Genomic DNA, 21,669 nt, shown 5'->3' on the forward strand with positions numbered 1-21,669 from the left:
GGTATCACTCAAACACCGATCATTCAACGAGCGCCGCGTGAACAAGCGCCTTCAGTTCCGCTCGGGATGGATAAGAGCTGGATGGCGAGAGCTGTGTAAAAAACACTGTTGAAAGCGCGTTGACCGGATCGATCCAGAAATAGGTGGAGGCCATCCCGCCCCAGCCATAGTCGCCAACCGAGCTTGGGGCTCGGGTGCTCGCCGGGTTCAGTACCACCGCGCCTCCGATGCCAAAGCCTGTGCCTTCCATGGGTTGCTCTGCAAAGCTTTGTGGACCCATGGATGCAATATCGTCCGGTAAATGGTTGCGAAACATGAATTCTACAGTCTTCGGCCCGAGCAATCGCGCGCCATTTGCGGTTCCTTTGTTTCGCAACATCTCGGCGAACTTGCTGTAATCGTCGATGGTACTGATCAATCCGCCACCGCCAGAAAAGGTCGTTGCCGCCTCAAACGGGGACTCTCCGGCCCGATCCACCAACCGCAATGTTTCGCCACCCGATTTTGCGGCATTCAGCGCCATGGCATCGCCTTCGAGCGGGGTGTAGAGCGAGGCAAATCGGTCCCCTGCCCCTTCAGGCACTGAAAACGCGGTTTCACTCATCCCAAGTGGTCGAAAGATGTGTTCTGTCAGAAACACGTCCAGCGGTTTGCCTGATACAACTTCTATCACGCGGCCAATCACGTCGATACCGACCGAGTACTCCCAGCGACTGCCTGGCTGAAAAGCCAGCGGCAACCCTGCCAGCACTTTAACCCGATCCGCCAGCGGGCCTTGTTTCGGGGAAAAGATCAGATCGAGCTCATCCATGGCCATTGGCAAAAGGCCGGGATTGAACGGGTAGCTCAGCCCGCTGGTGTGCGTCAGCAATTGATGCAAGCTGGGCGTCGGCGCGTCCTCGGTCTGGTTCAACTGCGTTGCACCCGGGACCAAAGCTTGCATCGTTGCAAACTCTGGCAGGAAATCGGAAACTGGGGCATCTAGATGAAACAACCCTTGTTCCACCAACATCATCAAAGCAACGGACGTCACAGGCTTAGTCATCGAATAGATCCGAACCAGGCTGTCGCGCTGGAACGCGAGGTCGGTTTCAATGCAGCGGCGGCCACATGCGTGAAAGAATGCCTCTTGCCCGTTCTGGTGGATCAGAAGGGCGCTGCCTGCGTATTTCCTCTGCTCCACATATCGGTGCATCCAATTGTGGATGTCGGTCTGCGCGGTCGGATCAAATCCCATGAGGCAACTCCATCTTAATCAGGCCGATCTTGCCTTCGTGAGATCCGAGGCAACAGCGAATTCTGCTGATTTTTGCTGGATTTGTTGAAGGGCGCCGAGAATACTGCCTACGTTTTTTGCAGCGCAGATAATCCGTGTTGGGCGAAGACCGGCACATAGGCACCGAAAGCCTTAGCGCGTGCCGGGTCTGACGCGTTTCCATCCAAGGCCCGCTTGTAGACACCTTGCAGAATGCCGGCCATCCGAAAGAAGTTGAAAGCAAGGTAGAAGCCAAAATTCTCAATCCCCGTTAGGCCGCGGCGCGCGCAATACTCGGCGATGAAGTCCTGATCTGACGGTAGCCCAAGGCTTAACCGATCTACGCCAGCCAACCCCCGACCCTCCTTGCCCGGGGGCAGCTGCCATTGCATGATGACGGCTGCCAGGTCCGCATATGGGTGACCGATGGTCGATAGCTCCCAATCCAGCACTCCGATGCAGGCGGTGCCATGCGCCTCGAACATCAGATTGTCGATTCGGTAGTCCCCATGAACCAGTGTTCTTTGATTGTCATCCTCGGGGATCTGGCGCTCAAGATCGGCGATCAGCTGATCCATCTCTGCGATTTTTTCGGTCTCAGAGGCGCGATATTGTTTGGTCCAGCGAGCAATTTGCCGCTCGAAATAGTTGCCTGGAGGTCCGAAATCCGAAAGACCCACCGCATCGATATCGACCATGTGCAGTTCGGCCAGTACGCGGTTAATCTCTTTCAGCACACCCGTGCGCGTCGCATTGTTTTCGCCTTTCATGACAGGGTCGACAAATGTGCGTCCTTTCAGATGCCCCATCACGTAAAAGGCCGAGCCTATGACGCTGTCATCTTCACAAAGCAGATGTACTTGCGGGACGGGCACTTTGCTTCCAGCCAGCGCCGCTTGTACGCGAAATTCCCGATCCACTGCATGTGCGGATTTCAGCAATATGCCCGGCGGCTTGCGTCTCAGAACATAGGATTTGGCCGGCGTACGCAGCAGATAGGTTGGGTTCGATTGACCCACGGTGAATTTTGTAGCCTCAAGAGGGCCATGATACCCAACAAGATGCGTGTTTAGATAAGCGTCGACGGACTTGATATCCAAAGTGTTTTCAGTGTGTGTCATATATTCAGCCTGCGTATGAACCCACGGCTAAAGGGCATCGGCAAAGATATTGCCACCGGTCTGCACATTTATCCCGCCGGAGACAGGGATGACCGCGCCAGTGACATAGCTGCCTCCGCGACCGCATAGAAACAACATGCAACCAGCGATATCCTCGGCCTGGCCAACCCGGCCCAGTGGAACACCTTTGCCGACGCGCGCGCGCTTGGTTTCGTCTTCGGTGGCAAAGGCCGTCATGCGCGATACGAATGGTCCCGGGGCCAGCGCATTCACCGTTACTCTGTAGGGTGCCAATTCTTTAGCCATGATTTTGGACAGGTGAATAACCGCCGCTTTGGACGCGGAATAGCTGTAGGCCCCGTCACCCATCGGGACCTCACCCATAACCGAACCTACATTGACGACCCGCGCAGGATCCTCGTCGGTTGCGGATTTCATCAGAAGTGGCAGCAATTTTTGGGTCAGATCAAATACGCCTGCGACATTAACCGACATGACTTTGTCCCAAGCGAAATGAGGGAACTGCCCCATCGGCGCGCCCCAAGACACACCTGCATTATTCATTAATATATCAATCGCTTGAGTGCGATTTTTGATTTCATCCACCAACGCATCTACACCCGCCTCACTGCTGATGTCGCCAGCAAACCCTTCTGCCGAACCTGGCGCGTCCAGAGCGTTCAACTCTGTTGCAACCTCCTCGCATGCCTCGCCTTTGCGAGAAGCGATCAGCACATGCGCCCCGGCACGTACCAACGCCTCGGCCGCCATTCGACCGATACCGGTGGCACCCCCCGTTACCAGTGCCGTCTTTCCACTGAGCGAAAACAAAGTCTCGGGCGTCATGTGTACTCCATTCAGGCGATCTGGGATTCTGTCGTGAGGTCTTCTTGACAATACGTCCTGACAATCCAACGATTTCAAAACAGGTGAAGCAAGAGGCAATTGAAAAACATGCAGGCATTACTCAGCGTCACACCAGGCGGCCCCGAGAGTTTGGAACTGACCACCCTGCCCGATCCAACCCCTGAGTCAGATGAAATTGTATTGCGTATCCGCGCCGCCGGGGTGAACTTCCCTGATACGCTGATGATCCGGGACCTCTATCAGATAAAACCACCCCGCCCCTTTGCGCCAGGTGGTGAAATCGCCGGAGAAGTTGTCTCGGTTGGAGAAGGCGTCACAGACTTCGCGCCTGGTGATCGGGTTCTGGCGCTGACAGGGCACGGAGGGTTCGCCACGCATCTGAAGCTTAAACCAGCGACTGCCGTCAAGATACCCGACGTGATGCCGTTTGAAGATGCGGCTAGCTTTGTCTTCACCTACGGCACTTCATACCACGCCCTCAAGGACCGTGCGCTACTTAAGCCCGGCGAAAAAGTACTTGTTCTGGGGGCCGCCGGTGGCGTTGGGTCTGCGGCGATCGAGCTAGCCAAAGCGATGGGGGCACATGTGATCGCGGCGGTCTCGTCTGAAGACAAAGCATTGTTTTGCAGAGATGTTGGCGCAGACCAGACGCTGATCTATCCTCGCGATTTGGACCGCGAAGCGCAAAAGGCCCTGTCCGCCGAGATAAAGGCACTGGCCCGGGGCGAAGGTGTGGATGTGGTCTACGACGCGGTCGGCGGAGACTACGCTGAGCCCGCCTTGCGAAGTATGGCATGGGGTGGGCGTTATCTGGTTGTTGGCTTTCCTGCCGGCATCCCCAGCATTCCGCTGAACCTGACTTTGCTCAAGGGCTGTCAGATCGTCGGGGTGTTCTGGGGCGCGTCCGTATTTCGCGACCCGAAGGGGCATGCACAAAACCTGGCCGAGTTGTTCCGCCTATATGGTTCGGGAAAGATTTCACCCCGTATCAGTGCACGATTTCCGCTAACCCAGGTGGCAGAGGCAATTGGCATGCTCGAAAGGCGCGAGGCTCTCGGTAAAGTTGTGGTCACGATGGAAGATAATTGAATAGAGGATGGGATTGAGCCGATCCAGCAACCTGCATGCGTCAATGAAGCTCTACCCATAAGAGCGAAGGTCGCTGGACGACCTTTAAATTCATGTTTATGAAAAAAGGAAGATGGGGACAGTTTGAATATGCACAATATCCTGGTTCTGAATGGTCCGAACCTGAATTTGCTTGGTACACGGCAACCCGAGGTCTACGGCGCAACGACGTTGCAGATGATCGAGGACCTGTGCGTTGCGCATGGTAAAACGCTGGGTCAAAACATAACCCATCTCCAATCCAATCACGAAGGCGCGCTGATTGATGCGATCCACGCGGCACGCGGCGTTCAGGATGGCATAGTACTGAATGCAGGCGCATTCACGCATACATCGATTGCGCTGATGGATGCGATATCTTCGGCCGAAGTACCCGTGGTTGAAGTTCATTTATCTAACATCCACGCGCGCGAGGCGTTTCGTCACAAATCGCATATCGCACCAGTCGCGATTGGACAGATCTGTGGTTTTGGCGCGCAAAGCTATGTTCTTGCACTGAACGCGATTGCCGCGCATCTGGCTGAGAGGGACACAGGATGACCCTCAAAGAGTATCTGAATTTTCTGAGCTACACGAAAACTCTGGAAGAGCTTTGGGATGCACATTGCCGCCAGATGGAAAAGTATGGCTTCGACCGGTTGTTGTATGGGTATACGCAATACCGAACGGCGACTTCGCTCGGCGATCCAGAAGATTTTGTAATCCTGACCAATCACTGCTCGGATTACTTGGAAGGGTTCCTTCAATCCGGTCTGTATTTTCATGCCCCGATGCTGAAATGGGCCCTGAACAACGAAGGCGCTGCAAGTTGGAGCATGATACAGGACATGATGTCCAGCGGGGTCATGTCGAACGAAGAGCTTCGGGTTTTTGAGTTCAATAAGTCGCGTGATATTACAGTAGGTTATACGGTCAGCTTCAACTCGGTATCGATGCGTTCCAAAGGGGCGATTTCGCTTGCGGCACGTAATCACAGCCAGGAGGAGATGGACGAGGTTTGGAACGAGCACGGCGACGACATCCTTCTGATGAATAATGTTGCCCATCTCAAAATCCTGACCTTGCCATATCATGCCCCGAACCGCGCGCTGACCAAACGCCAGCGCGAAGCTTTGCAATGGGTCGGCGACGGAAAGACCACGCAGGACATCGCGCTATTGATGGGTTTGACTTCGGCAACGGTGGAAAAACACCTGAGACTCGCGCGTGAGGCGCTTTCGGTTGAAACAACTGCTCAGGCCGTATTGAAGGCCGCGTTGCAGAATCAGATGTTTGTGATGGAAGCATGACCCTATTTTGATGCTAATTAGCATCAAATTGACCTAGGGTAAGGAATACATGACTTTCCGAATCTCCCGATAAAATTGCAAATTGATATTGTTCCGTGAGTGGTGGCTTTAGCCAGGGAACGTTTTGATCGGATCTTTGTAATACCAAAGCTCTCTGATCGCTCTGACACCGAGGCGTCTATTCGTCCACGTCTCTTTGTCGGGATTATTGAGGGGCCCTTCCATCCCCATCATGCAGGGCCCCTCAATTCACCAATCTTCGCAAGCATCGGTTCACAGGCTTTTGACATGAAAAGAACCCGGCTGCGCTATGCAACCGGGCTCGGTATTTGTTGCAGCCTCTAACCGAAGCTGCAAAAGATTTTAGCCTTGGGCTGCCTTTGCAACTTCGGCAGCGAAGTCTTCTTTTTCGACCACGATGCCCTCGCCTACTTCCATGCGGACAAAACCGGTGATGGTAGCACCTGCTTCTTTGGCAGCCGCTTCGACGGTCAGATCAGGATTCACAACGAAGTCCTGGTTCAGCAGGGTCGCTTCGGCGACGAATTTCTTCATGCGACCGACGATCATCTTTTCGATCACCTGCTCGGGCTTGCCGGATTCGCGGGCGATGTCCATCTGGACCTGCTTCTCTTTCTCGACAACTTCCGGGTCCATGTCCGCCTCGGACAGGGCCGCTGGGTTCACAGCTGCAATGTGCATTGCAACCTGCTTGCCGAAGCCTTCATCACCGCCGGACAGAGCGACCAGAACGCCGATTTTGCCCATGCCGGTTGTCGCCGCGTTGTGAACGTAGGAAACGACAGTATCGCCCGACAGTTTCGACATGCGGCGGACCGACATGTTTTCACCAATGGTGGCGATCTTGTCGGTCAGAGTATCTGCAACAGACTTGCCGCCCAGATCGGCAGCCAGCAGCGCGTCGACGTCATCAACACCTTCGGCTGCGTAGGTGATCTTGCCGACCATCTCTTGGAATTCGCTGTTTTTCGCAACGAAGTCGGTTTCCGAGTTCACTTCGACTGCAACACCGTTGCCGCCGTTGACGTGAACAGCAACCAGACCTTCAGCTGCAGTACGGCCCGATTTCTTGGCCGCCTTGGCCAGGCCTTTGGTGCGCAGCCAGTCAACGGCTTCGTCCATGTTGCCGTCGGTTTCGGTCAGCGCTTTTTTTGCGTCCATCATGCCTGCGCCGGTCGAGTCGCGCAGTTCTTTTACCATTGCTGCTGTGATTGCCATCTTTTGGCTCTCCTCAATTCAAACGGAATTGGGGCAGGTCTACCCTGCCCCATATGTCATTTACGTGACGGGCAGCTTACGCTTCGGCTTTGGCTTCCGGTGCGGCTTCTTCAGCGGGTGCTTCTTCGGCAACCACTTCTTCAACCGGCGCCTCTTCGAACGCACCCAGGTCAACGCCAGCAGCACCCATCTGAGCGGTCATGCCGTCCAGAGCGGCACGTGCGGCCAGATCGCAATACAGAGCGATTGCGCGCGCTGCGTCGTCGTTGCCGGGGATGATGTAGTCAACGCCATCGGGCGAGCAGTTGGTGTCGACAACAGCCACAACCGGGATACCCAGCTTGTTGGCTTCGGCGATAGCCAGTGCTTCTTTCTTGACGTCGATGACGAACAGTAGATCCGGAACGCCACCCATCTCGCGGATACCGCCCAGTGAAGCCTGCAGCTTGGCCTGGTCACGTTCCATGCCCAGACGCTCTTTCTTGGTCAGGCCTTCGGCACCCGACTCCATGGCTTCGTCGATCTGGTTCAGACGGTTGATCGACTGGGAAACGGTTTTCCAGTTGGTCAGCGTGCCGCCCAGCCAGCGGTGGTTCATGTAGTACTGAGCCGATTTTTCAGCGGCATCTGCGATCGGCTGAGCTGCCTGACGCTTGGTGCCTACGAACAGAACGCGGCCACCTTTTGCGACGGTGTCACGGACAGCCTGCAGAGCCTGATCCAGCATCGGAACGGTCTGAGTCAGGTCCATGATGTGGATGCCATTGCGCGAGCCGTAGATGAACGGGCCCATGCGGGGATTCCAACGCTGTGTCTGGTGACCAAAGTGAACGCCAGCTTCCAGCAGCTGACGCATGGTGAACTCGGGAAGAGCCATGCTTTACTTTCCTTTTCCGGTTTACGCCTCGGCGGGGGTGAAAGAAGCGGATGCTCCAACCGGCGGGCCAGATGAGGATGTCTCCCTCAAAAAGCCCAAACCCCGCCTGCGGGTTTGAATGGCGCGCGTATACGGCAGGTTTAGCATCAGTGCAAGGGCCAAATGCCCCTATTTTTCAAGCCGCGCCAGTGAATGCGCATCACGTACCGCGTCTTCGCAATGGGCTGCCAGAGCTTTGCGGTTTTCAAAGTCGCTAACCTTAGCTGGCGCGTGGTAGATCAATTCCACGGTGCCTTGTCGACGTGCCCCCAAAGTCTTAAGCAAATGCGGACCGAAATCCATGTCGCCCCACCAGCCATAAAACCTATCGGGCTGACCTTGGGGAGCGTGAAAGATGACCGAAACCGGTTGAACATACATGAATTCCCGCAGCTCTTCAGTGAAGAACGCGGCAAAGAGTGTTGTTTTAAAGGGTAAAATTCGCTGTCCGTCGGTCGAAGTGCCTTCTGGAAAGAACAACAGCTTGTGCCCGGCTTTCAGACGTTCCTCGAAAATCCGGGTCTGCTCGCGGGCTTTCTTGCGATCACGTTCGATAAAGACCGTACCCGTCGCGCGTGCCAGCCAGCCGATGCCGGGCCATTTTGCAACTTCGGCTTTCGATACGAAATACACGCGCTTACGGGCATTCAGCGCAAAGATATCCAGCCACGACGTATGGTTTGCAACCACAGCGCCGCGTTCCTGCATGAGCGCGCCAGAGGTGCGAAATCTGATCCCGAGAATTCGAAATGCATTGCGACAAACGAACTGAGAAATGAACGGTGTCACCGGCCGTTGAACGCCATAAAGCGGTCGTTCGATGAGACGTATGGCCAATAAGACGAACAGCCCCCCAAAAACCAAAAGGGCCAGCGGCAAACCGCGAAGTATCACCAGGACCCAACCTATGAAACCAAGCTCAATTGGATCAGGCGCGTCTTCACTCTGCCACGATGGGTCGCTCACAGGGTTATGCTCCACCATAAATACGCCGCTGACGCTCATTCATGCGGGCTGTGTCAAGGATCAGACACACATCGGTTGTGTTGAAGGCATGATCGATAAATGCCCCCTCGCCCACGAATCCACCGAGGCGAAGGTAGGCCTTGATGAGAGACGGCACTTGAACCATCGCCGCGCGCCGATCCAGCGCGTTGGGTGCCAAAAGGTCCATTGATTGAAATACCTCTGGCTGGGCCCGAACCCGCAAATCCAGCGGGGCAAGATGGTTGTGATGCAGCATCGACAGCGGCTGCGCCAATTTGCTCACGTCGGTTCCGTGGAAACTCGCGACCCCGAACAAGATCTCAATACCACGCTCAGTGACGTATGCAGCCAGACCATTCCACAGATGATACATCGCCGTGCCACCACGATAATCCGGATGCACGCACGAGCGTCCAAGCTCCAACAGCTTGCGCCCGCTTTGTTTCAGAACGGTGAGATCGTATTCATCCTCGGAGTAGAATTGCCCCAGTTCGGCAGCTCGCTCACCAGGAAGCAGTCGATAGACGCCGATCACCTCTCCAGATGAATCGTCGATGGCGAGCATATGATCGAAGTATGGATCGAACCGATCCTTCTCGAGCCCCGCCTCATGATCCACCATCTCGCCGCCACCGCCCAATTCCTGAACAAACACGTCATAGCGCAGACGTTGGGCCGCCCGCAGTTCAACCTCGGTATTGGCCAATTTGACAGTGAATGAGGGGCCTTCGTCTGGCATCAAGAAAATTCCATCGATCGCGGTTGCGCGCTGATAACGCGATTGCTCGGCCAAAGGCAACTCGCCCGCGTTTTGCCCGAGTTGTTAACCTTTCCTAAACCAGTTTCACGGATCAAAGACCGGCATCAGGGCTATGCGTGTCCCGTCGATCACCACTTTCCCCTGCTCGCGAAAGTTAACGGTGATCTTGCCTCCGATGTTGGACTGCACCTGTCCAACGCCCCAATCGGGGAAATCGGGGTGGCGGACAAACATGCCCGGTGCGAGAATGGCATTCAGATCTGTCATATCGGGCCTCCGGGTCCAAGGCAGATGCAGCAGGAGGTACGCATGGGCGCGTCAGACGTCAACCTGGCCGAATTGATCGGCTCTCGGATCTGTCATGATCTGATCAGCCCCATTGGGGCAATTACCAACGGGCTTGAGCTGTTGGAGATGGTTGGCGCAGTCCAAGGCCCTGAAATGGAGCTGATTTCAGGCAGCGTTGGCAGTGCAGGCGCCCGCATCCGGTTTTTCCGCGTTGCCTTTGGATCAGCAAGCGATCAGCCGTTGGGTCGCACCGAAGTGGTCGAGCTTCTTAAAGATGTGGAAAAGGCCGGGCGCCTGCAGATCAGTTGGAACCTGACCGAACCTGTCCCGCGCAATCAGGTTAAACTCGCGTTTCTGGCTGTGATGTGCTGTGAAAATGCGATGCCCTTCGGCGGCGAAGTGGAAATCGAAACTCAGGGCGACGCATGGACGGTGACTGGCGTTGCTGACAAGCTGAACCTCAATACGGGACTGTGGAAAGGGATTGGCTCGGGGCGATTTACCGAAAAACTAAGCCCGGCGCACGTTCAATTTGCCCTGCTGCCGGACACGGCCTCGACGATGGGGCGCAGGATCACGGCAGAAACGACCGCAACCCGGGTGACACTGCGGTTTTAGTGCCGAGTGGTCCCGTTTCCGCGCACCAGATACTTAAAACTGGTCAACTGAGCGGCACCGACAGGACCGCGCGCGTGCATCTTGCCGGTGGCGATACCAATCTCAGCACCCATGCCAAACTCACCGCCATCCGCGAATTGGGTCGAGGCGTTATGCATCAGGATTGCGCTGTCAAGCCGTTCGAAAAAGTGCTCGGCGGCCACGGAATCCTCGGTAATGATACAATCGGTGTGGCTTGAGCCAAACTGCCGGATATGCGCAATCGCGGCGTCGATATCTGCGACGGGCCGTGCAGCGATGATACTATCTAGGTACTCTTTGCCCCAGTCATCATCCGACGCAGGAATGGTGTTCTCATTGGCCAAAACGCCTTCGGCATGCACTTCAACACCCGCAGCTTGAAGAGCAGCGATTAGATCACGGCCCAGTGTTTCTGCAACGTCTTGATGGATCAGCAAGCATTCTGCCGCGCCACAGATACCGGTGCGCCGAGTTTTGGCATTCAACACAACATCCAGCGTCTTCTGGGGATCGGCGGCTTTATCAACATAAATATGAACGATGCCTTCGAGATGCGCAAAGACGGGCACGCGCGCCTCGCGTTGCACAAGACCCACCAATCCTTTGCCACCTCGAGGAACGATGACGTCGACATAATCAGTCATGGTCAAAAGCTCTTGCACCGCAGCCCGGTCGCGAGTCGGCACCAGTTGAATGGCGTCTTCGGGCAAGCTAGCAGCTGCTAGCCCCTCAACCAGACAGGCGTGGATCGCGGTTGACGAATGAAAGCTCTCAGACCCGCCTCGCAAGATCACGGCGTTCCCGGATTTCAGGCACAATGCACCCGCATCCGCCGTCACGTTGGGACGGCTTTCGTAGATCACGCCGATCACACCCAATGGCGTGCGCACACGCTGAATGTTGAGGCCCGAGGCCATGTCCCATTCGGCCAACACCTCACCCACAGGATCGGTCTGATCGGCGACGGTGCGCAGTCCGTCAACCATGCCCTGAACGCGTGCTTCATCCAGCATCAGGCGGTCCATCATCGCGGGGCTCAAACCCTTTTCTCGCCCGAACTCCAAATCCTTCTTGTTCGCTTCGATAATGTCGGCACGTTTGTGCCAAACGGCGTCTGCGGCTGTGATCAGCGCAGCGTGCTTGCGTTCTGCGGTGGCAAAAGCAAGCTCTTGCGAGGCTGCTTTGGCGCGCGCACCAAGGTCGGCCATCATTGCGGGAATGTTGTCGAAATCCTTCATCTCAAGCGCCTTTCGGTCTCAGTTTATCAAATCACGCCCTTACAGCGCCAGATCGTCCCGGTGGATCAGGGCCGCGCGGCCTGGATAGCCTAGCGTCGCCTCGATTTCAGACGATTTACGTCCTTTGATCGCATCCGCCTCTTGCGCGGTATAGCGACTTAGCCCCTGTGCCAGCCTCCGCGCCTGCGCATCCAGAACAGCGACGGGATCGCCGCGACCAAAATCACCCGTGACCTCGACAATGCCAGCGGGCAACAGGCTTTTGCCATTGGAAAGCGCCCTTGCCGCGCCGTCATCGATCACGATCTCTCCGCGCGGTTTCATCGCCGAAATCCAGCGTTTCCGGGCTGCATGCGGATCGAGCGTGGCCGTGAACCAAGTGCAGCTCGCTCCATTTTCAAGCGTTTTCAGCGGGTTCAGGGGTGATCCTTCAGTTATCGCCATATCGCAGCCAGCTGCGGTTGCCATCTTGGCAGCCAACAGCTTGGTCTTCATGCCGCCCTTTGACAGCCCCGATCCCGCGTCACCTGCCATGGCCTCGATCTCGGGCGTGATCTGTTTGATCACGTCATATCGGGTGGCTGTCGTGTCCTCGTTGGGATTGCCCGAATAGAACCCGTCGACATCTGAAAGCAGGATCAACTGATCCGCGCCGATGGTCACGGCGATTTGCGCTGCCAGCCGGTCATTGTCGCCATACCGGATCTCATCCGTGGCGACTGTATCGTTTTCGTTGACAATCGGAACAACACCCAGGCTCAGCAGCGTTTCCAGCGTTGCACGGGAATTCAGATAACGCCGCCGATCCGCGCTGTCTTCCAACGTGACCAGCACCTGAGCGGTTTTGATCTCATGCGGCGTCAACGCTTCTTCATACGCACGGGCAAGCCGGATTTGTCCAACCGCCGCAGCGGCCTGTGACTGTTCCAGCGGCAGATTCTGCATCGGCAGGCCAAGTACACCTCGACCCAACGCGATTGACCCGGACGAGACCAGAACAACATCTGTCCCCTGCCCTTTCAGCCAAGCCACGTCCTGCGCCAGCGATTTCAGCCAATCCGACCTGAGCAATCCCGTATCCCGGTCGACCAACAAGGCCGATCCGATCTTGACCACCAGGCGGCGGGCATGGGTCAGGGTTGCCAAGGCGTGGCCTCCTCGGCGGGTTTCTGGCGCAGGCGGTTTTCATCGATCTGAGCCCGCAAGGACCGCAGCACCTCGGTCACGCCCAAATGCGCAACGCCTGACATGGTCATGACCGGGCCGCGAACGGCTTCTTCCAGTTCGGCCTTGATCAGTTCGCGTTCCTCATCGTCCAGAGCGTCGATCTTGTTCAAAACGGTGATACGTGGCTTATCCGCCAGCTCTCCGCCATAAGCCTCAAGCTCGGTGATGATTGTGCGATAGTCTTCGACCACAGTTTCCGAGGTGCCGTCGATCAGATGCAAAAGCACAGCGCAGCGTTCCACGTGGCCCAGAAACCGGTCACCGATTCCACGCCCTTCATGCGCGCCTTCGATCAGTCCGGGGATGTCGGCAACGACGAACTCTACATTATCGACACCGACAACGCCCAGATTGGGGTGCAGCGTAGTAAAGGGATAGTCGGCGATTTTGGGCCGTGCATTGGATGTGGCAGCCAAGAAAGTTGATTTCCCGGCGTTGGGCATGCCCAAAAGACCCACATCCGCAATTAGCTTCAGCCGCAGCCAGATGGTGCGGTCGATCCCCGCCTGCCCCGGATTGGCGCGGCGCGGGGCCTGATTGGTCGCGGATTTGAAATGCAGGTTGCCAAAGCCGCCGTTGCCGCCTTTTGCCAGCAAAAACCTCTGACCAACCTCGGTCAGGTCACAAATCACGGTCTCTTCGTCTTCGTCCAGAATCTCGGTTCCGACGGGAACGCGCAGGATGATGTCGTCACCATCCTTACCCGTACGCTGCTGACCGCGACCGGGTTGGCCGTTCTTGGCGAAAAAATGCTGTTGATAGCGAAAGTCGATCAGGGTGTTCAGCCCGTCCACAACCTCGGCCCAAACAGACCCACCCTTACCGCCGTCCCCACCATCGGGTCCGCCGTATTCGATGTACTTTTCACGTCTAAAGCTGACGCAGCCGCCACCTCCGGCCCCGGACCGGATGTAGACCTTTGCAAGATCGAGAAATTTCATAGCTGTCCCCTACTGCAAAGGCCCCATCGGCCACAAGTCAGAGTTTCTTTGTATAGGTCCAGGTGGGCACATTCGCATCGCGCGCCACCGAATAGGTTTCCGCATCGCCAAGATACTGGAACCCGCAATGGGTCAGAACCCGGGCCGAGGCCGGGTTGTCCTGGAACACGCTGGCGAACATGGTCGCGTTTTCCAGCGGATTGGCGTTGACCAGCGTTTCAACGGCCAGCGATGCAATGCCGGTGTTCCAATACACCGGGGCGACCCAATAGCCGACCTCGGACTGGTTGCGATCCAGCCGGGTCAATGAAATCAGTCCGATCAGCTCCGGGCCACCATCCTTTGTGGCATCCATTGCCCAGACATCCTCGTCCCGGTCTTCGGCCATCGCGCGCATCACAAACGCCTCAATCGAGCCGGGCGGCAATGGATGCGGGATCGATGTCGTCATGCGCGCCACACGCTCATCGCCTGCATAGTGCTCAATGAGACCCAAATCCGACCGACGCAGAGGGCGAAGGTCGAACCGCTCGGTTTCAATGACCGGCTGATTTATTATTGCCTCAATTTTCATGAGTGCGTTCCTCCTCCGAACAACACAAAAAGTACGGACGCAACTGTCAAACTGGCTAACGTCCACATCAGATATTTTTCCGCAGGCCGACCTTCAACCGCATGGGCGATCCGATCTCCTGCAAATGTCCAGATCGGGTGCAATACGATCTGGCAGATTAACAAACAGAGAGCGATCGTAAGGGTTGCCTCAAAACTGGGTGTTCCTGTTGCCACAAACCCGGTGAAGCCTGCGATAATCATTGCCCAAGCCTTAGGGTTAAGAGGATGCACTATTAACCCCGCCAGAAAACCGGGCACTTGCTTATCCGATTGACCTCGGGAAAGCCGCAGATTGGCAATTTTCCACGCGAGCCAGCAAATATATGCAGCAGAAGCATATTTGAGTGTCTCGAACACCAACGGCGCCTGATCGGCCACTTGCATCAGGCCAAAACCAACCGGCCAGATGATCAGCTGTTTACCCAGAATGACCCCGCCCACAAAGGGCAGTGCCGACCGAAAGCCAAAACGCGCACCTGTTCCCAGCAGGACCATATTGGCCGGTCCCGGCGTGCCAACCTGCGAAGCGGCAAAAATCAGGAAACTGGTGGTTGCGACTGTCATCGGTTCTGGTGATCACGACTGCGTTAAAACGAAAAAGGGACCGGCACTTTGTGCCGGTCCCCCATGAATTTTTCTTAAACCTTCTGGGTTTCGGCTTACTCTGCGGCCTCCGCCACTGGCAGGACCGAAATAAAGGTGCGGTTTTTAAGTCCCTTATGGAACTTCACGGCGCCATCGACAGTTGCAAAGATGGTATGGTCTTTGCCCATGCCTACGCCTTCGCCCGGCCAGAACTTGGTGCCGCGCTGACGCACGATGATGTTGCCTGCGATGGCGGCCTGGCCACCATACAGTTTCACGCCAAGGCGGCGACCCGCTGAGTCGCGACCGTTACGGGAGGAACCGCCAGCTTTCTTATGTGCCATTCTCTCTCTCCTTAGCCCTGAGCCAGCTCTTTGGCTTGCTCAACCCATTCGGGTTTCACTTTGATGGTGTCGATAGCAGCAATCTGCTCGTCCGACAAGGCGGCCAGAGCGGCAAAGCTTTCGATACCGGCTTCAACCAGCTTTTTGGCAGCGGCAGGGCCGACACCATTAAGAGCAGTCAGATCGTCAGCGGCAGCAGCTGCGGCGGGTGCCTCTGCTTTGGCTTCAGCTTTCTTGGCAGGCTTTTTTGCCACCGGAGCAGCTTCGCCAGCCGGTGCCGAACCGGTTGCAGCTTTGATGCCCGACTTGTCAGCGCCCGACGACAGGATGTCGGTGATTTTGACCAGAGTCAGTTTCTGACGGTGACCAACGGTACGCTTCGAGCTGTGCTTACGACGGCGCTTGACGAACTTGATGACCTTGTCACCTTTGATCTGTTCGATCACTTCGGCCTGTACGCCTGCGCCTTCAACGAAAGGTGCACCAACAACCGGTGCGTCGCCGCCCAGCATCAGAACATCGTTGAATTGAACTTTTTCACCTGCGTCGGCAGCCAGCTTTTCAACACGGAGCACATCGCCCGCCTGAACCTTGTACTGCTTGCCGCCAGTCTTGAGGACCGCAAACATGCGTCTTTCCTTTGTCTGACCGCGTTCTGTGGTCCCCGATTGGGTGTTTCCGGCTTTCGCCACCTCGAACAGCGCGCCCTTTTCGGGCTGTGTGAATGACCTTTGGCACATGCCATCAGGTCAAAGAATAACGATACCCGGCGCGGAAAGCCGGCCGGGATGCGCGCTTATCGAAGCATTCATGAAGAAAGTCAACCAAAAATCTGCGGCTCAGAGATCCGACGCTTTCATGGCTTGCGCGACGGTTTGACCAAGCTGGTAAGAGATGCCGTTTAGCATTTCATCAAAACCCATGAACAAAGCGGAATTCAAGGCCCGACCCGCATCGGTGCGGGAAAAGGCGATGTTCTCTCGCATCTGAGACTCGTTCAACGGCTGATAGGCCAATAAAAGGAACGAGTACATCCATTCAGTTGTCTCTGCCCTGGTGTTCTCATGCTGAGATAGCAGTTCCTGCAACACGGATGCATCGTCGAACAGGGCACTTTGCCCAGAGGCAAGTCCTTGGTAAAAACTATAATCAGCGCTGATGGTGCCTTGCACATTTTTCTCGATCAGGTCGTTGACCTGCACATATTCATCTACAAGACGAAAAAACATGCCCTCGCGATCAGCCTGTTCGTAAGCGCTGCGTGCCATCTCTTCGATCGCGTCATCTGCAATGGCCCGGCGCGCCGAATTTTCCAGAGAAACGATGCTTTGCCCCAGTTCGCTTTCAAAAAAGATCGAAGCTTGTTCTAGCTGCGCATCGGACATCATCTCGCCAACAGACAGCGAAAGTTGCTGGTGCATCGTAGTCGGATCGTACAGATCCTCAACTTGCGCCAAAAAATAGGCTCCTCCTGAGCTGCTCAGCATCGACTCGTTGATTGCATGCCCTTGCGCCACGCCTTCTTCACTAAGAATTTTCATAAAATCCAAAATATGCATCGCCTGCATCAGTCTTTCAGCACGCTCGCTTGCGGCCAGAGGCAGTGCCCAGATCGTCAAACAGAGTGCCGTAGCTAAAACTCGCATCAGATATCCTGCGCCGGGCGCAATTCGGCCATGCGGGCGGCCAATACTTCAAACCGCATCGCCATGATTTCATATTGGATCGCATTCAACAGCTCATAGACCTCCTGCATCAGAGGCTGTTCCAGAGCGTCAACATAGGCGTCGACATCCTCATCCGAGAAATCCTGGTAGGTGTAAGCCGCCCCTGCCAAAGCTGATAGTTGCAGAGATCGACGCAACTCACCTTCATTGCGTTGGATCATCGCGCGCAGTTCATCTCCGCTCAGTTGCATGTCGATAATGCCAGACGCACTTGCCGCCAGCAAAAACCGCACCTGGATCTCTTGCAGCGCGCGCAGCGAGGTTCCGCTGGCGTCCACCGCACGGTTCATGCGTTTCAGGCTTTCAACACGAGATGAGCCTTCTTTTATCAACTTCGAGACGATTTCTTGCCCGGCCAGTTGTTTGGCATCATCATCGTCATCCATATGAGCGGCGTTTTCAGCAACGACCAGTCTTTGCCCCAACTCCGAGGCGTAAAACGAGACCGCGTGGACCAGCGCCTCTTCGCTAAGCGTCTGTTCAAGGATCGAGACGGCCGTTTCGTGCATCAAAGCGGTATCAAACACCTCTTCGGTCAGACGCGCCCAATCCGATCCGAAGCCGTCAGGGTCGATACCCAGCATCTGCGGGGCCGAAGCAGAGGCCTGCGCTATGCTTTCCAAGGCAACATCAAACCCTGTCGTGGTCAGAAACGCCTCAATCTGATCCTGACTGGCGGCCTGAGATGGCGAGGCCATGACACCAAGTGAGAAAATTGGAAGGATGAGGCTGATTGCGAACTGGCGTATAAAGTAAGTCATACATATCAGCCTAGGTGTTTTCTTACCTCTGGCAATGGAAAATCCCACTATCGTCAAAATCCGGAACTTTCTGCTTGCACCCCTGCCCGTTCACCACTAAATCCCCCCCTCACAGACCCCCGCGGAGAGGTGCCGGAGTGGTCGAACGGGGCGGTCTCGAAAACCGTTGTGGGTGCAAGCCCACCCAGGGTTCGAATCCCTGTCTCTCCGCCACTATTTTGCTACCAGCAACATTCCTGAATACAGTCTCGATGCCCTACTCACGACCGAGTGCACTTGTCGTTGAGCATCGGATGGGTCCGTTTTCAAATAGATTGAAGTAGTTTTTCATTTGCCTTGCCCCAAAAAAGCTACTGTGCCCGGCGCCCTCTTTCCAATTTGTTATTTTCGGCCGAGCAGTCGTTCAAGAACCATTGCCCAACGGCTGGATCGGGCCAAAAGTATTAGATCTTTTACTCCTTCGGTATTGTCCGCAGTCAATCAATCCGACCCGTAGTAAGACCTATCCACAACAGCTATCCCCCAACTGAATTGGCGGACACGGTACAGTTGCGTAGGAACAAAAGACACAGCAATCGCCTTCTAACGGTTTCAAGACTGCCTTGCATGATTTGCATTCATAAAACCACTGGCACGAGTCAGTTGGCATTCTTTCGGTTTCAATGTGCCCACACTTTGGGCAGGTCAAAGTGCTATTGAGCACCACAGTTTGATTTGTCATTGTCTCACATCTGCATGATTAGATAGTCGTTGATTTGAGCCTCATTGAACACGATGACCCATGCCAACGCGGTAGTCGCCGTGCTTCCGACAAGCCACCATTTCAGATTTGCCAACGCCCCGTTTAGATGCGCTAAGAACCACGAAACCGCGGCCAGCGCTGTTGAGACGGCGAGAACACAGTAGCTTGCCGCCGCTATTTTTCCGAATACTGCCAACCAACTGCCGCCCAAGCCTAACAACATCATGGCCATTGGAAGAACACAGCATGTTGCGACGCCCAGAGCTGAAACCGATCCCAAGTAGCTGAGGTTCACGTATTTCTTCATCTTTTGCTCCCGAGATGCTCGATTTGATTGTGTTGAAGCACCGGTATTCAGAGCGTATAACTCCTGTAGTAACTACAGGATCAAGTGGAGGCACTTCACATGATTGCGATAGGTGAGGCTTCCCGGCAATCCGGGGTTGGCATAGAAACCATCCGCTACTACGAACGCGAAGGTATCGTACCAAGACCTGTGCGAGCTCTGAACAATCGTCGCCTCTTTTCAGCAAGCGATGTGGGAAGACTTCGATTTTTGAAGAGGTGCCGCGACCTGGGATTTCCTCTCCCAGACGCAAAGGCGCTTTTAGAGCTGTCAGAAGGAAGTGCCGAAGACTGCTGGTCAGTGAAAGAATTGGCCGAGGCGCATATTGCCAGCGTTCGAAGCAAGATTGATGAGCTCAGACGTCTGGAGCGTGCCTTGAGTGAGCTTACCGCCAATTGTGATAGTGGTAACGTTCACTGCCCGATGCTGCAAAGTCTGCGAACGATGGATGATATCTGACTCTGGACACAGGGCGGAAACTCAGGGTCTGAGATTTAGCCAGATCACCTCAGACCAAGGTCTGTGGTGCGGTAATAGATTGTAGTTCATAGTCGATTTCACGATGAGAGCGAAAGTAACTGACCTGACGATTGGCAATTGGTCGTTGTCGCGAGTCTTTCTTGCGGCAAGTATCTTCGTGATGGGTACTGCTACCGCAATCGTTGGGGTCTGGGTGTCTAATCGAATTCAGAACGCAGTCGTGCAAAACTCCGCCAACTCCGCAGCGCTGTATATGGAAAGCGTAGTTTCCCCGCTCAGCCAGGAATTGGCACATGGCGACCGCCTTTCTGAGCAGGCGAGCCTGGCGCTGGATGAGATTTTCATGACCCAGCCAATGCGTGACCGTATCGTTTCCTACAAATTCTGGAAGCAAGGCGGTGTGATTGCGCATGCCTCGGATACAGACATCATAGGAAACCGTTTCAATCCAACGGATGATTTAAGGCGAGCGTGGAACGGTGATATCTCCGGCTCCTTCGAAGAACTTGATCATGCCGAGAGCGCCGCCGAGGCGGCATTGGGGATACCACTGCTGGAAGTTTACAGCCCAATTCGCGAACTCTGGTCCGGCGAAATCATCGCAGTTGCGGAGTTCTACGAAAGAGCTGACCAGCTTGAGTTAGACTTAGCCAAGGCCAGGCGAACAAGTTGGTTGGTCGTCGGCTCCGCATTTCTGGCAAGTACTATTGTTCTGTATTCCATCGTCGCAATTGGCGACAAAACAATTCGACGACAGGGGTCTCTTCTTAAACAGCGGTTGAAAGAAAGTGAGAAGATGGCTGAGCAGAATGCGCTGCTGCGGTCGCGTGTGGTCGAGGCGTCAGAAAGATATACCACGCAAACAGATCGGTTCCTCAAGAATCTTGGAGCTGAGCTACATGATGGCCCTGCGCAATACCTGTCGCTCGCCGCCCTTAGACTGGAGGCGGCGTTTTCCAAAGAGTCGGAAAGGCCTAAAGAGGCAGTGGAAATTCAGCAGTCTTTGCAAAAATCGCTGGCTGAAATTCGTGCAATTTCGCGAGGGCTGTCCGCGCCAGATATCGATAGCCTGTCACTCGTCGATGTTGTCAAGAGAGCCGTAGAGGATCACGCCGAACACAGCCCGTTGCGACCGGATATTTCATTCCTGGGTAGCCAGGCTCCGGAGTTGTCATTGTCCGACAAACTGTGCGTTTTTCGGTTCCTCCAGGAAACGCTTTCCAATGCGGCGAGATATGCTCCAGCTTCCAAGTGCACTGTTATCGCTGAGGCGCAGAACGACCGCATAGTTGTAAAGATCACAGACGACGGACCAGGATTTGACAGGTCAGAAGAAACCGCGTTGCGAGACGATGGTGGCCAGGGGCTTATGGGCTTGCGAGATCGGGTCGAGAGTATTGGTGGCAGGTTCGACGTCGCATCGAGGCCGGGCGAAGGCACCACCATAGCTATGACACTATTTCCCAGAAAGTTAGGCACATCATGACCACATCTGTCGTAATAGCCGATGATCACCCGATATTCAGGGATGGTTTGCAACGCACGTTGGATGAAGCTGATGGCTTCGAAGTTTTAGCCGCTGGGTCCAGTGCTGAAGAGGCAGTATCGCTGGTCGGCGCGCATCAGCCGGACATAGCTATTCTTGACCTCTCGATGCCCGGTGGCGGGATAAGCGCGACACGTAAAATCGCGGCAATGGCAAATCCACCCGTCATTGCAATCTTGACGGTCTCAGAGAACAGCGGCGATGTCGCGGACGCCTTGGAGGCGGGTGCGATTGGGTACATTGTGAAGGGAGTAACCGCGAGCGAACTAACCGCTTCTTTACGCAGCATCGCCGCAGGTGAAGGGTTCGTTTCTCCTGGCTTGGCCTCGCGGGTACTTCTTCAAATCAACGCTGACACCGGCATGTCTGTTAACAGCAGCATTCTAGATGACCTTACACATCGTGAGGAAGAAATACTGAGACGTGTGGCCAAAGGACTGAGTAATCGTGAAATCGCTGACGAGTTAGACCTCCAGGAAAAGACCGTGAAGCACTACATGACCGCAGTTCTGTCCAAGCTTCATGCGCGAAATCGGGTAGAGGCCGCGCTCATTGCACATGATGTTTGGAACAAGGGAGAATAGCTGCGGTCTCTTTGACGACGGTGGCGGCCCCTCACCAAAAAGAA

26 protein-coding genes and 1 tRNA gene are annotated in these 21,669 nt (G+C 55.3%); 8 read left to right on the forward strand and 19 right to left on the reverse strand.

Annotated features, from left to right (window positions below):
- Window positions 1–19 precede the first annotated feature (19 nt).
- The 3 genes from ACRZ96_RS02625 to ACRZ96_RS02635 all read right to left on the reverse strand — a co-directional run bounded on the left by ACRZ96_RS02625 (window position 20) and on the right by ACRZ96_RS02635 (window position 3,222).
- A complete protein-coding gene (locus ACRZ96_RS02625) occupies window positions 20–1,237 on the reverse strand; it encodes a serine hydrolase domain-containing protein (RefSeq protein WP_480704835.1) in 1,218 nt (405 codons plus the stop codon).
- 107 nt (window positions 1,238–1,344) lie between these two features.
- Window positions 1,345–2,376, reverse strand: coding sequence for a phosphotransferase family protein (locus tag ACRZ96_RS02630; RefSeq protein WP_480704833.1), 1,032 nt, complete (start codon window positions 2,374–2,376; stop codon window positions 1,345–1,347).
- 27 nt (window positions 2,377–2,403) lie between these two features.
- Entirely contained in the window at window positions 2,404–3,222 is an 819-nt protein-coding gene (locus ACRZ96_RS02635; protein ID WP_480704831.1) for an SDR family NAD(P)-dependent oxidoreductase, read from the reverse strand.
- Between the two features lie 108 nt (window positions 3,223–3,330).
- Between ACRZ96_RS02635 and ACRZ96_RS02640 the strand changes: the two genes are divergently transcribed.
- The 3 genes from ACRZ96_RS02640 to ACRZ96_RS02650 all read left to right on the forward strand — a co-directional run bounded on the left by ACRZ96_RS02640 (window position 3,331) and on the right by ACRZ96_RS02650 (window position 5,660).
- Window positions 3,331–4,332 carry an NADPH:quinone oxidoreductase family protein gene (locus ACRZ96_RS02640; protein ID WP_480771442.1) on the forward strand — a complete coding sequence of 334 codons (1,002 nt, stop codon included), beginning with the start codon at window positions 3,331–3,333 and terminating at the stop codon, window positions 4,330–4,332.
- A 129-nt stretch (window positions 4,333–4,461) separates the two neighbouring features.
- Window positions 4,462–4,911 (forward strand): type II 3-dehydroquinate dehydratase, encoded by a 450-nt coding sequence (gene aroQ / locus ACRZ96_RS02645; RefSeq protein ID WP_170562752.1) that lies wholly within the window; start codon window positions 4,462–4,464, stop codon window positions 4,909–4,911.
- The gene (locus ACRZ96_RS02650; RefSeq protein ID WP_170393076.1) at window positions 4,908–5,660 is read left to right on the forward strand and encodes an autoinducer binding domain-containing protein; all 753 of its coding nucleotides are present in this window, start codon (window positions 4,908–4,910) and stop codon (window positions 5,658–5,660) included. Before aroQ ends, ACRZ96_RS02650 begins: the two co-directional genes overlap by 4 nt.
- Before the next feature lie 363 nt (window positions 5,661–6,023).
- Here the strand turns inward: ACRZ96_RS02650 and tsf are convergent, their stop codons facing one another.
- The 5 genes from tsf to ACRZ96_RS02675 all read right to left on the reverse strand — a co-directional run bounded on the left by tsf (window position 6,024) and on the right by ACRZ96_RS02675 (window position 9,829).
- Window positions 6,024–6,899 carry a translation elongation factor Ts gene (tsf, locus tag ACRZ96_RS02655; RefSeq protein ID WP_480771441.1) on the reverse strand — a complete coding sequence of 292 codons (876 nt, stop codon included), beginning with the start codon at window positions 6,897–6,899 and terminating at the stop codon, window positions 6,024–6,026.
- A 76-nt stretch (window positions 6,900–6,975) separates the two neighbouring features.
- Window positions 6,976–7,776 (reverse strand): 30S ribosomal protein S2, encoded by an 801-nt coding sequence (gene rpsB, locus ACRZ96_RS02660; RefSeq protein ID WP_170393078.1) that lies wholly within the window; start codon window positions 7,774–7,776, stop codon window positions 6,976–6,978.
- A 168-nt stretch (window positions 7,777–7,944) separates the two neighbouring features.
- Window positions 7,945–8,820: a lyso-ornithine lipid O-acyltransferase gene (gene olsA / locus ACRZ96_RS02665; RefSeq protein ID WP_480791082.1), complete on the reverse strand. Its 876-nt coding sequence runs from the start codon at window positions 8,818–8,820 to the stop codon at window positions 7,945–7,947.
- Window positions 8,786–9,541, reverse strand: a complete 756-nt coding sequence (gene olsB, locus ACRZ96_RS02670) for an L-ornithine N(alpha)-acyltransferase (protein WP_480569703.1) — start codon at window positions 9,539–9,541, stop codon at window positions 8,786–8,788. Before olsB ends, olsA begins: the two co-directional genes overlap by 35 nt.
- A 105-nt stretch (window positions 9,542–9,646) precedes the next feature.
- Complete coding sequence (locus ACRZ96_RS02675) at window positions 9,647–9,829, reverse strand: DUF3553 domain-containing protein (protein ID WP_170393080.1); 183 nt, start codon at window positions 9,827–9,829, stop codon at window positions 9,647–9,649.
- A 42-nt stretch (window positions 9,830–9,871) separates the two neighbouring features.
- Here ACRZ96_RS02675 and ACRZ96_RS02680 point away from each other — a divergent pair, with 42 nt between their 5' ends.
- Window positions 9,872–10,468 (forward strand): histidine phosphotransferase family protein, encoded by a 597-nt coding sequence (locus ACRZ96_RS02680; RefSeq protein ID WP_480814209.1) that lies wholly within the window; start codon window positions 9,872–9,874, stop codon window positions 10,466–10,468.
- On the opposite strand, the gene ACRZ96_RS02685 is transcribed toward ACRZ96_RS02680, so the two are convergent.
- The 9 genes from ACRZ96_RS02685 to ACRZ96_RS02725 all read right to left on the reverse strand — a co-directional run bounded on the left by ACRZ96_RS02685 (window position 10,465) and on the right by ACRZ96_RS02725 (window position 17,927).
- Complete coding sequence (locus tag ACRZ96_RS02685; RefSeq protein WP_480771440.1) at window positions 10,465–11,727, reverse strand: glutamate-5-semialdehyde dehydrogenase; 1,263 nt, start codon at window positions 11,725–11,727, stop codon at window positions 10,465–10,467. The genes ACRZ96_RS02680 and ACRZ96_RS02685 overlap by 4 nt on opposite strands.
- Before the next feature lie 39 nt (window positions 11,728–11,766).
- Window positions 11,767–12,873, reverse strand: coding sequence for a glutamate 5-kinase (gene proB / locus ACRZ96_RS02690; protein ID WP_170393083.1), 1,107 nt, complete (start codon window positions 12,871–12,873; stop codon window positions 11,767–11,769).
- On the reverse strand, window positions 12,861–13,895 hold the full coding sequence (gene obgE / locus ACRZ96_RS02695) for a GTPase ObgE (RefSeq protein ID WP_480569695.1): 1,035 nt from the start codon (window positions 13,893–13,895) through the stop codon (window positions 12,861–12,863). Before obgE ends, proB begins: the two co-directional genes overlap by 13 nt.
- A 37-nt stretch (window positions 13,896–13,932) precedes the next feature.
- Window positions 13,933–14,469 carry a GNAT family N-acetyltransferase gene (locus ACRZ96_RS02700; RefSeq protein WP_170393085.1) on the reverse strand — a complete coding sequence of 179 codons (537 nt, stop codon included), beginning with the start codon at window positions 14,467–14,469 and terminating at the stop codon, window positions 13,933–13,935.
- On the reverse strand, window positions 14,466–15,074 hold the full coding sequence (locus ACRZ96_RS02705) for a LysE family translocator (protein ID WP_170509934.1): 609 nt from the start codon (window positions 15,072–15,074) through the stop codon (window positions 14,466–14,468). Before ACRZ96_RS02705 ends, ACRZ96_RS02700 begins: the two co-directional genes overlap by 4 nt.
- Window positions 15,075–15,169: 95 nt before the next feature.
- Window positions 15,170–15,439: a 50S ribosomal protein L27 gene (gene rpmA / locus ACRZ96_RS02710; protein WP_010440093.1), complete on the reverse strand. Its 270-nt coding sequence runs from the start codon at window positions 15,437–15,439 to the stop codon at window positions 15,170–15,172.
- Between the two features lie 11 nt (window positions 15,440–15,450).
- The gene (locus tag ACRZ96_RS02715; RefSeq protein WP_170421606.1) at window positions 15,451–16,068 is read right to left on the reverse strand and encodes a 50S ribosomal protein L21; all 618 of its coding nucleotides are present in this window, start codon (window positions 16,066–16,068) and stop codon (window positions 15,451–15,453) included.
- Between the two features lie 210 nt (window positions 16,069–16,278).
- Window positions 16,279–17,085, reverse strand: a complete 807-nt coding sequence (locus ACRZ96_RS02720; protein WP_480814210.1) for a DUF2059 domain-containing protein — start codon at window positions 17,083–17,085, stop codon at window positions 16,279–16,281.
- A complete protein-coding gene (locus ACRZ96_RS02725; protein ID WP_170421599.1) occupies window positions 17,085–17,927 on the reverse strand; it encodes a DUF2059 domain-containing protein in 843 nt (280 codons plus the stop codon). Before ACRZ96_RS02725 ends, ACRZ96_RS02720 begins: the two co-directional genes overlap by 1 nt.
- 123 nt (window positions 17,928–18,050) lie before the next feature.
- On the opposite strand from ACRZ96_RS02725, the gene ACRZ96_RS02730 reads away from it, so the two are divergent.
- Window positions 18,051–18,140 (forward strand) — tRNA-Ser (locus ACRZ96_RS02730).
- Between the two features lie 289 nt (window positions 18,141–18,429).
- Here the strand turns inward: ACRZ96_RS02730 and ACRZ96_RS02735 are convergent.
- Both ACRZ96_RS02735 and ACRZ96_RS02740 read right to left on the reverse strand, forming a co-directional pair.
- Window positions 18,430–18,648, reverse strand: coding sequence for a GDCCVxC domain-containing (seleno)protein (locus tag ACRZ96_RS02735; protein WP_480704817.1), 219 nt, complete (start codon window positions 18,646–18,648; stop codon window positions 18,430–18,432).
- Window positions 18,649–18,652: 4 nt separating this feature from the next.
- Window positions 18,653–18,976 (reverse strand): hypothetical protein, encoded by a 324-nt coding sequence (locus ACRZ96_RS02740; protein WP_170776185.1) that lies wholly within the window; start codon window positions 18,974–18,976, stop codon window positions 18,653–18,655.
- 99 nt (window positions 18,977–19,075) lie between these two features.
- On the opposite strand from ACRZ96_RS02740, the gene ACRZ96_RS02745 reads away from it, so the two are divergent.
- From ACRZ96_RS02745 to ACRZ96_RS02755, 3 genes are all read left to right on the forward strand, one after another.
- The gene (locus ACRZ96_RS02745) at window positions 19,076–19,474 is read left to right on the forward strand and encodes a MerR family transcriptional regulator (protein ID WP_170392759.1); all 399 of its coding nucleotides are present in this window, start codon (window positions 19,076–19,078) and stop codon (window positions 19,472–19,474) included.
- Between the two features lie 181 nt (window positions 19,475–19,655).
- Window positions 19,656–20,981: a sensor histidine kinase gene (locus ACRZ96_RS02750; protein ID WP_480814211.1), complete on the forward strand. Its 1,326-nt coding sequence runs from the start codon at window positions 19,656–19,658 to the stop codon at window positions 20,979–20,981.
- Window positions 20,978–21,625: a response regulator gene (locus ACRZ96_RS02755; protein ID WP_480704811.1), complete on the forward strand. Its 648-nt coding sequence runs from the start codon at window positions 20,978–20,980 to the stop codon at window positions 21,623–21,625. Before ACRZ96_RS02750 ends, ACRZ96_RS02755 begins: the two co-directional genes overlap by 4 nt.
- Window positions 21,626–21,669: the final 44 nt, after the last annotated feature.

The sequence above is a fragment of the Ruegeria sp. CF1 genome (assembly GCF_056537445.1).

Excerpts from the sequence above, each read along its gene's own strand:
- ACRZ96_RS02625 (WP_480704835.1), bottom strand. The coding sequence starts at position 1,237 with ATGGGATTTGATCCGACCGCGCAGACCGACATCCACAATTGGATGCAC.
- ACRZ96_RS02630 (WP_480704833.1), bottom strand. The coding sequence starts at position 2,376 with ATGACACACACTGAAAACACTTTGGATATCAAGTCCGTCGACGCTTAT.
- ACRZ96_RS02635 (WP_480704831.1), bottom strand. The coding sequence starts at position 3,222 with ATGACGCCCGAGACTTTGTTTTCGCTCAGTGGAAAGACGGCACTGGTA.
- ACRZ96_RS02640 (WP_480771442.1), top strand. The coding sequence starts at position 3,331 with ATGCAGGCATTACTCAGCGTCACACCAGGCGGCCCCGAGAGTTTGGAA.
- aroQ (WP_170562752.1), top strand. The coding sequence starts at position 4,462 with ATGCACAATATCCTGGTTCTGAATGGTCCGAACCTGAATTTGCTTGGT.
- ACRZ96_RS02650 (WP_170393076.1), top strand. The coding sequence starts at position 4,908 with ATGACCCTCAAAGAGTATCTGAATTTTCTGAGCTACACGAAAACTCTG.
- tsf (WP_480771441.1), bottom strand. The coding sequence starts at position 6,899 with ATGGCAATCACAGCAGCAATGGTAAAAGAACTGCGCGACTCGACCGGC.
- rpsB (WP_170393078.1), bottom strand. The coding sequence starts at position 7,776 with ATGGCTCTTCCCGAGTTCACCATGCGTCAGCTGCTGGAAGCTGGCGTT.
- olsA (WP_480791082.1), bottom strand. The coding sequence starts at position 8,820 with ATGAGCGTCAGCGGCGTATTTATGGTGGAGCATAACCCTGTGAGCGAC.
- olsB (WP_480569703.1), bottom strand. The coding sequence starts at position 9,541 with ATGCCAGACGAAGGCCCCTCATTCACTGTCAAATTGGCCAATACCGAG.
- ACRZ96_RS02675 (WP_170393080.1), bottom strand. The coding sequence starts at position 9,829 with ATGACAGATCTGAATGCCATTCTCGCACCGGGCATGTTTGTCCGCCAC.
- ACRZ96_RS02680 (WP_480814209.1), top strand. The coding sequence starts at position 9,872 with ATGGGCGCGTCAGACGTCAACCTGGCCGAATTGATCGGCTCTCGGATC.
- ACRZ96_RS02685 (WP_480771440.1), bottom strand. The coding sequence starts at position 11,727 with ATGAAGGATTTCGACAACATTCCCGCAATGATGGCCGACCTTGGTGCG.
- obgE (WP_480569695.1), bottom strand. The coding sequence starts at position 13,895 with ATGAAATTTCTCGATCTTGCAAAGGTCTACATCCGGTCCGGGGCCGGA.
- ACRZ96_RS02700 (WP_170393085.1), bottom strand. The coding sequence starts at position 14,469 with ATGAAAATTGAGGCAATAATAAATCAGCCGGTCATTGAAACCGAGCGG.
- ACRZ96_RS02705 (WP_170509934.1), bottom strand. The coding sequence starts at position 15,074 with ATGACAGTCGCAACCACCAGTTTCCTGATTTTTGCCGCTTCGCAGGTT.
- rpmA (WP_010440093.1), bottom strand. The coding sequence starts at position 15,439 with ATGGCACATAAGAAAGCTGGCGGTTCCTCCCGTAACGGTCGCGACTCA.
- ACRZ96_RS02715 (WP_170421606.1), bottom strand. The coding sequence starts at position 16,068 with ATGTTTGCGGTCCTCAAGACTGGCGGCAAGCAGTACAAGGTTCAGGCG.
- ACRZ96_RS02720 (WP_480814210.1), bottom strand. The coding sequence starts at position 17,085 with ATGCGAGTTTTAGCTACGGCACTCTGTTTGACGATCTGGGCACTGCCT.
- ACRZ96_RS02725 (WP_170421599.1), bottom strand. The coding sequence starts at position 17,927 with ATGACTTACTTTATACGCCAGTTCGCAATCAGCCTCATCCTTCCAATT.
- ACRZ96_RS02735 (WP_480704817.1), bottom strand. The coding sequence starts at position 18,648 with ATGACAAATCAAACTGTGGTGCTCAATAGCACTTTGACCTGCCCAAAG.
- ACRZ96_RS02740 (WP_170776185.1), bottom strand. The coding sequence starts at position 18,976 with ATGAAGAAATACGTGAACCTCAGCTACTTGGGATCGGTTTCAGCTCTG.
- ACRZ96_RS02745 (WP_170392759.1), top strand. The coding sequence starts at position 19,076 with ATGATTGCGATAGGTGAGGCTTCCCGGCAATCCGGGGTTGGCATAGAA.
- ACRZ96_RS02750 (WP_480814211.1), top strand. The coding sequence starts at position 19,656 with ATGGGTACTGCTACCGCAATCGTTGGGGTCTGGGTGTCTAATCGAATT.
- ACRZ96_RS02755 (WP_480704811.1), top strand. The coding sequence starts at position 20,978 with ATGACCACATCTGTCGTAATAGCCGATGATCACCCGATATTCAGGGAT.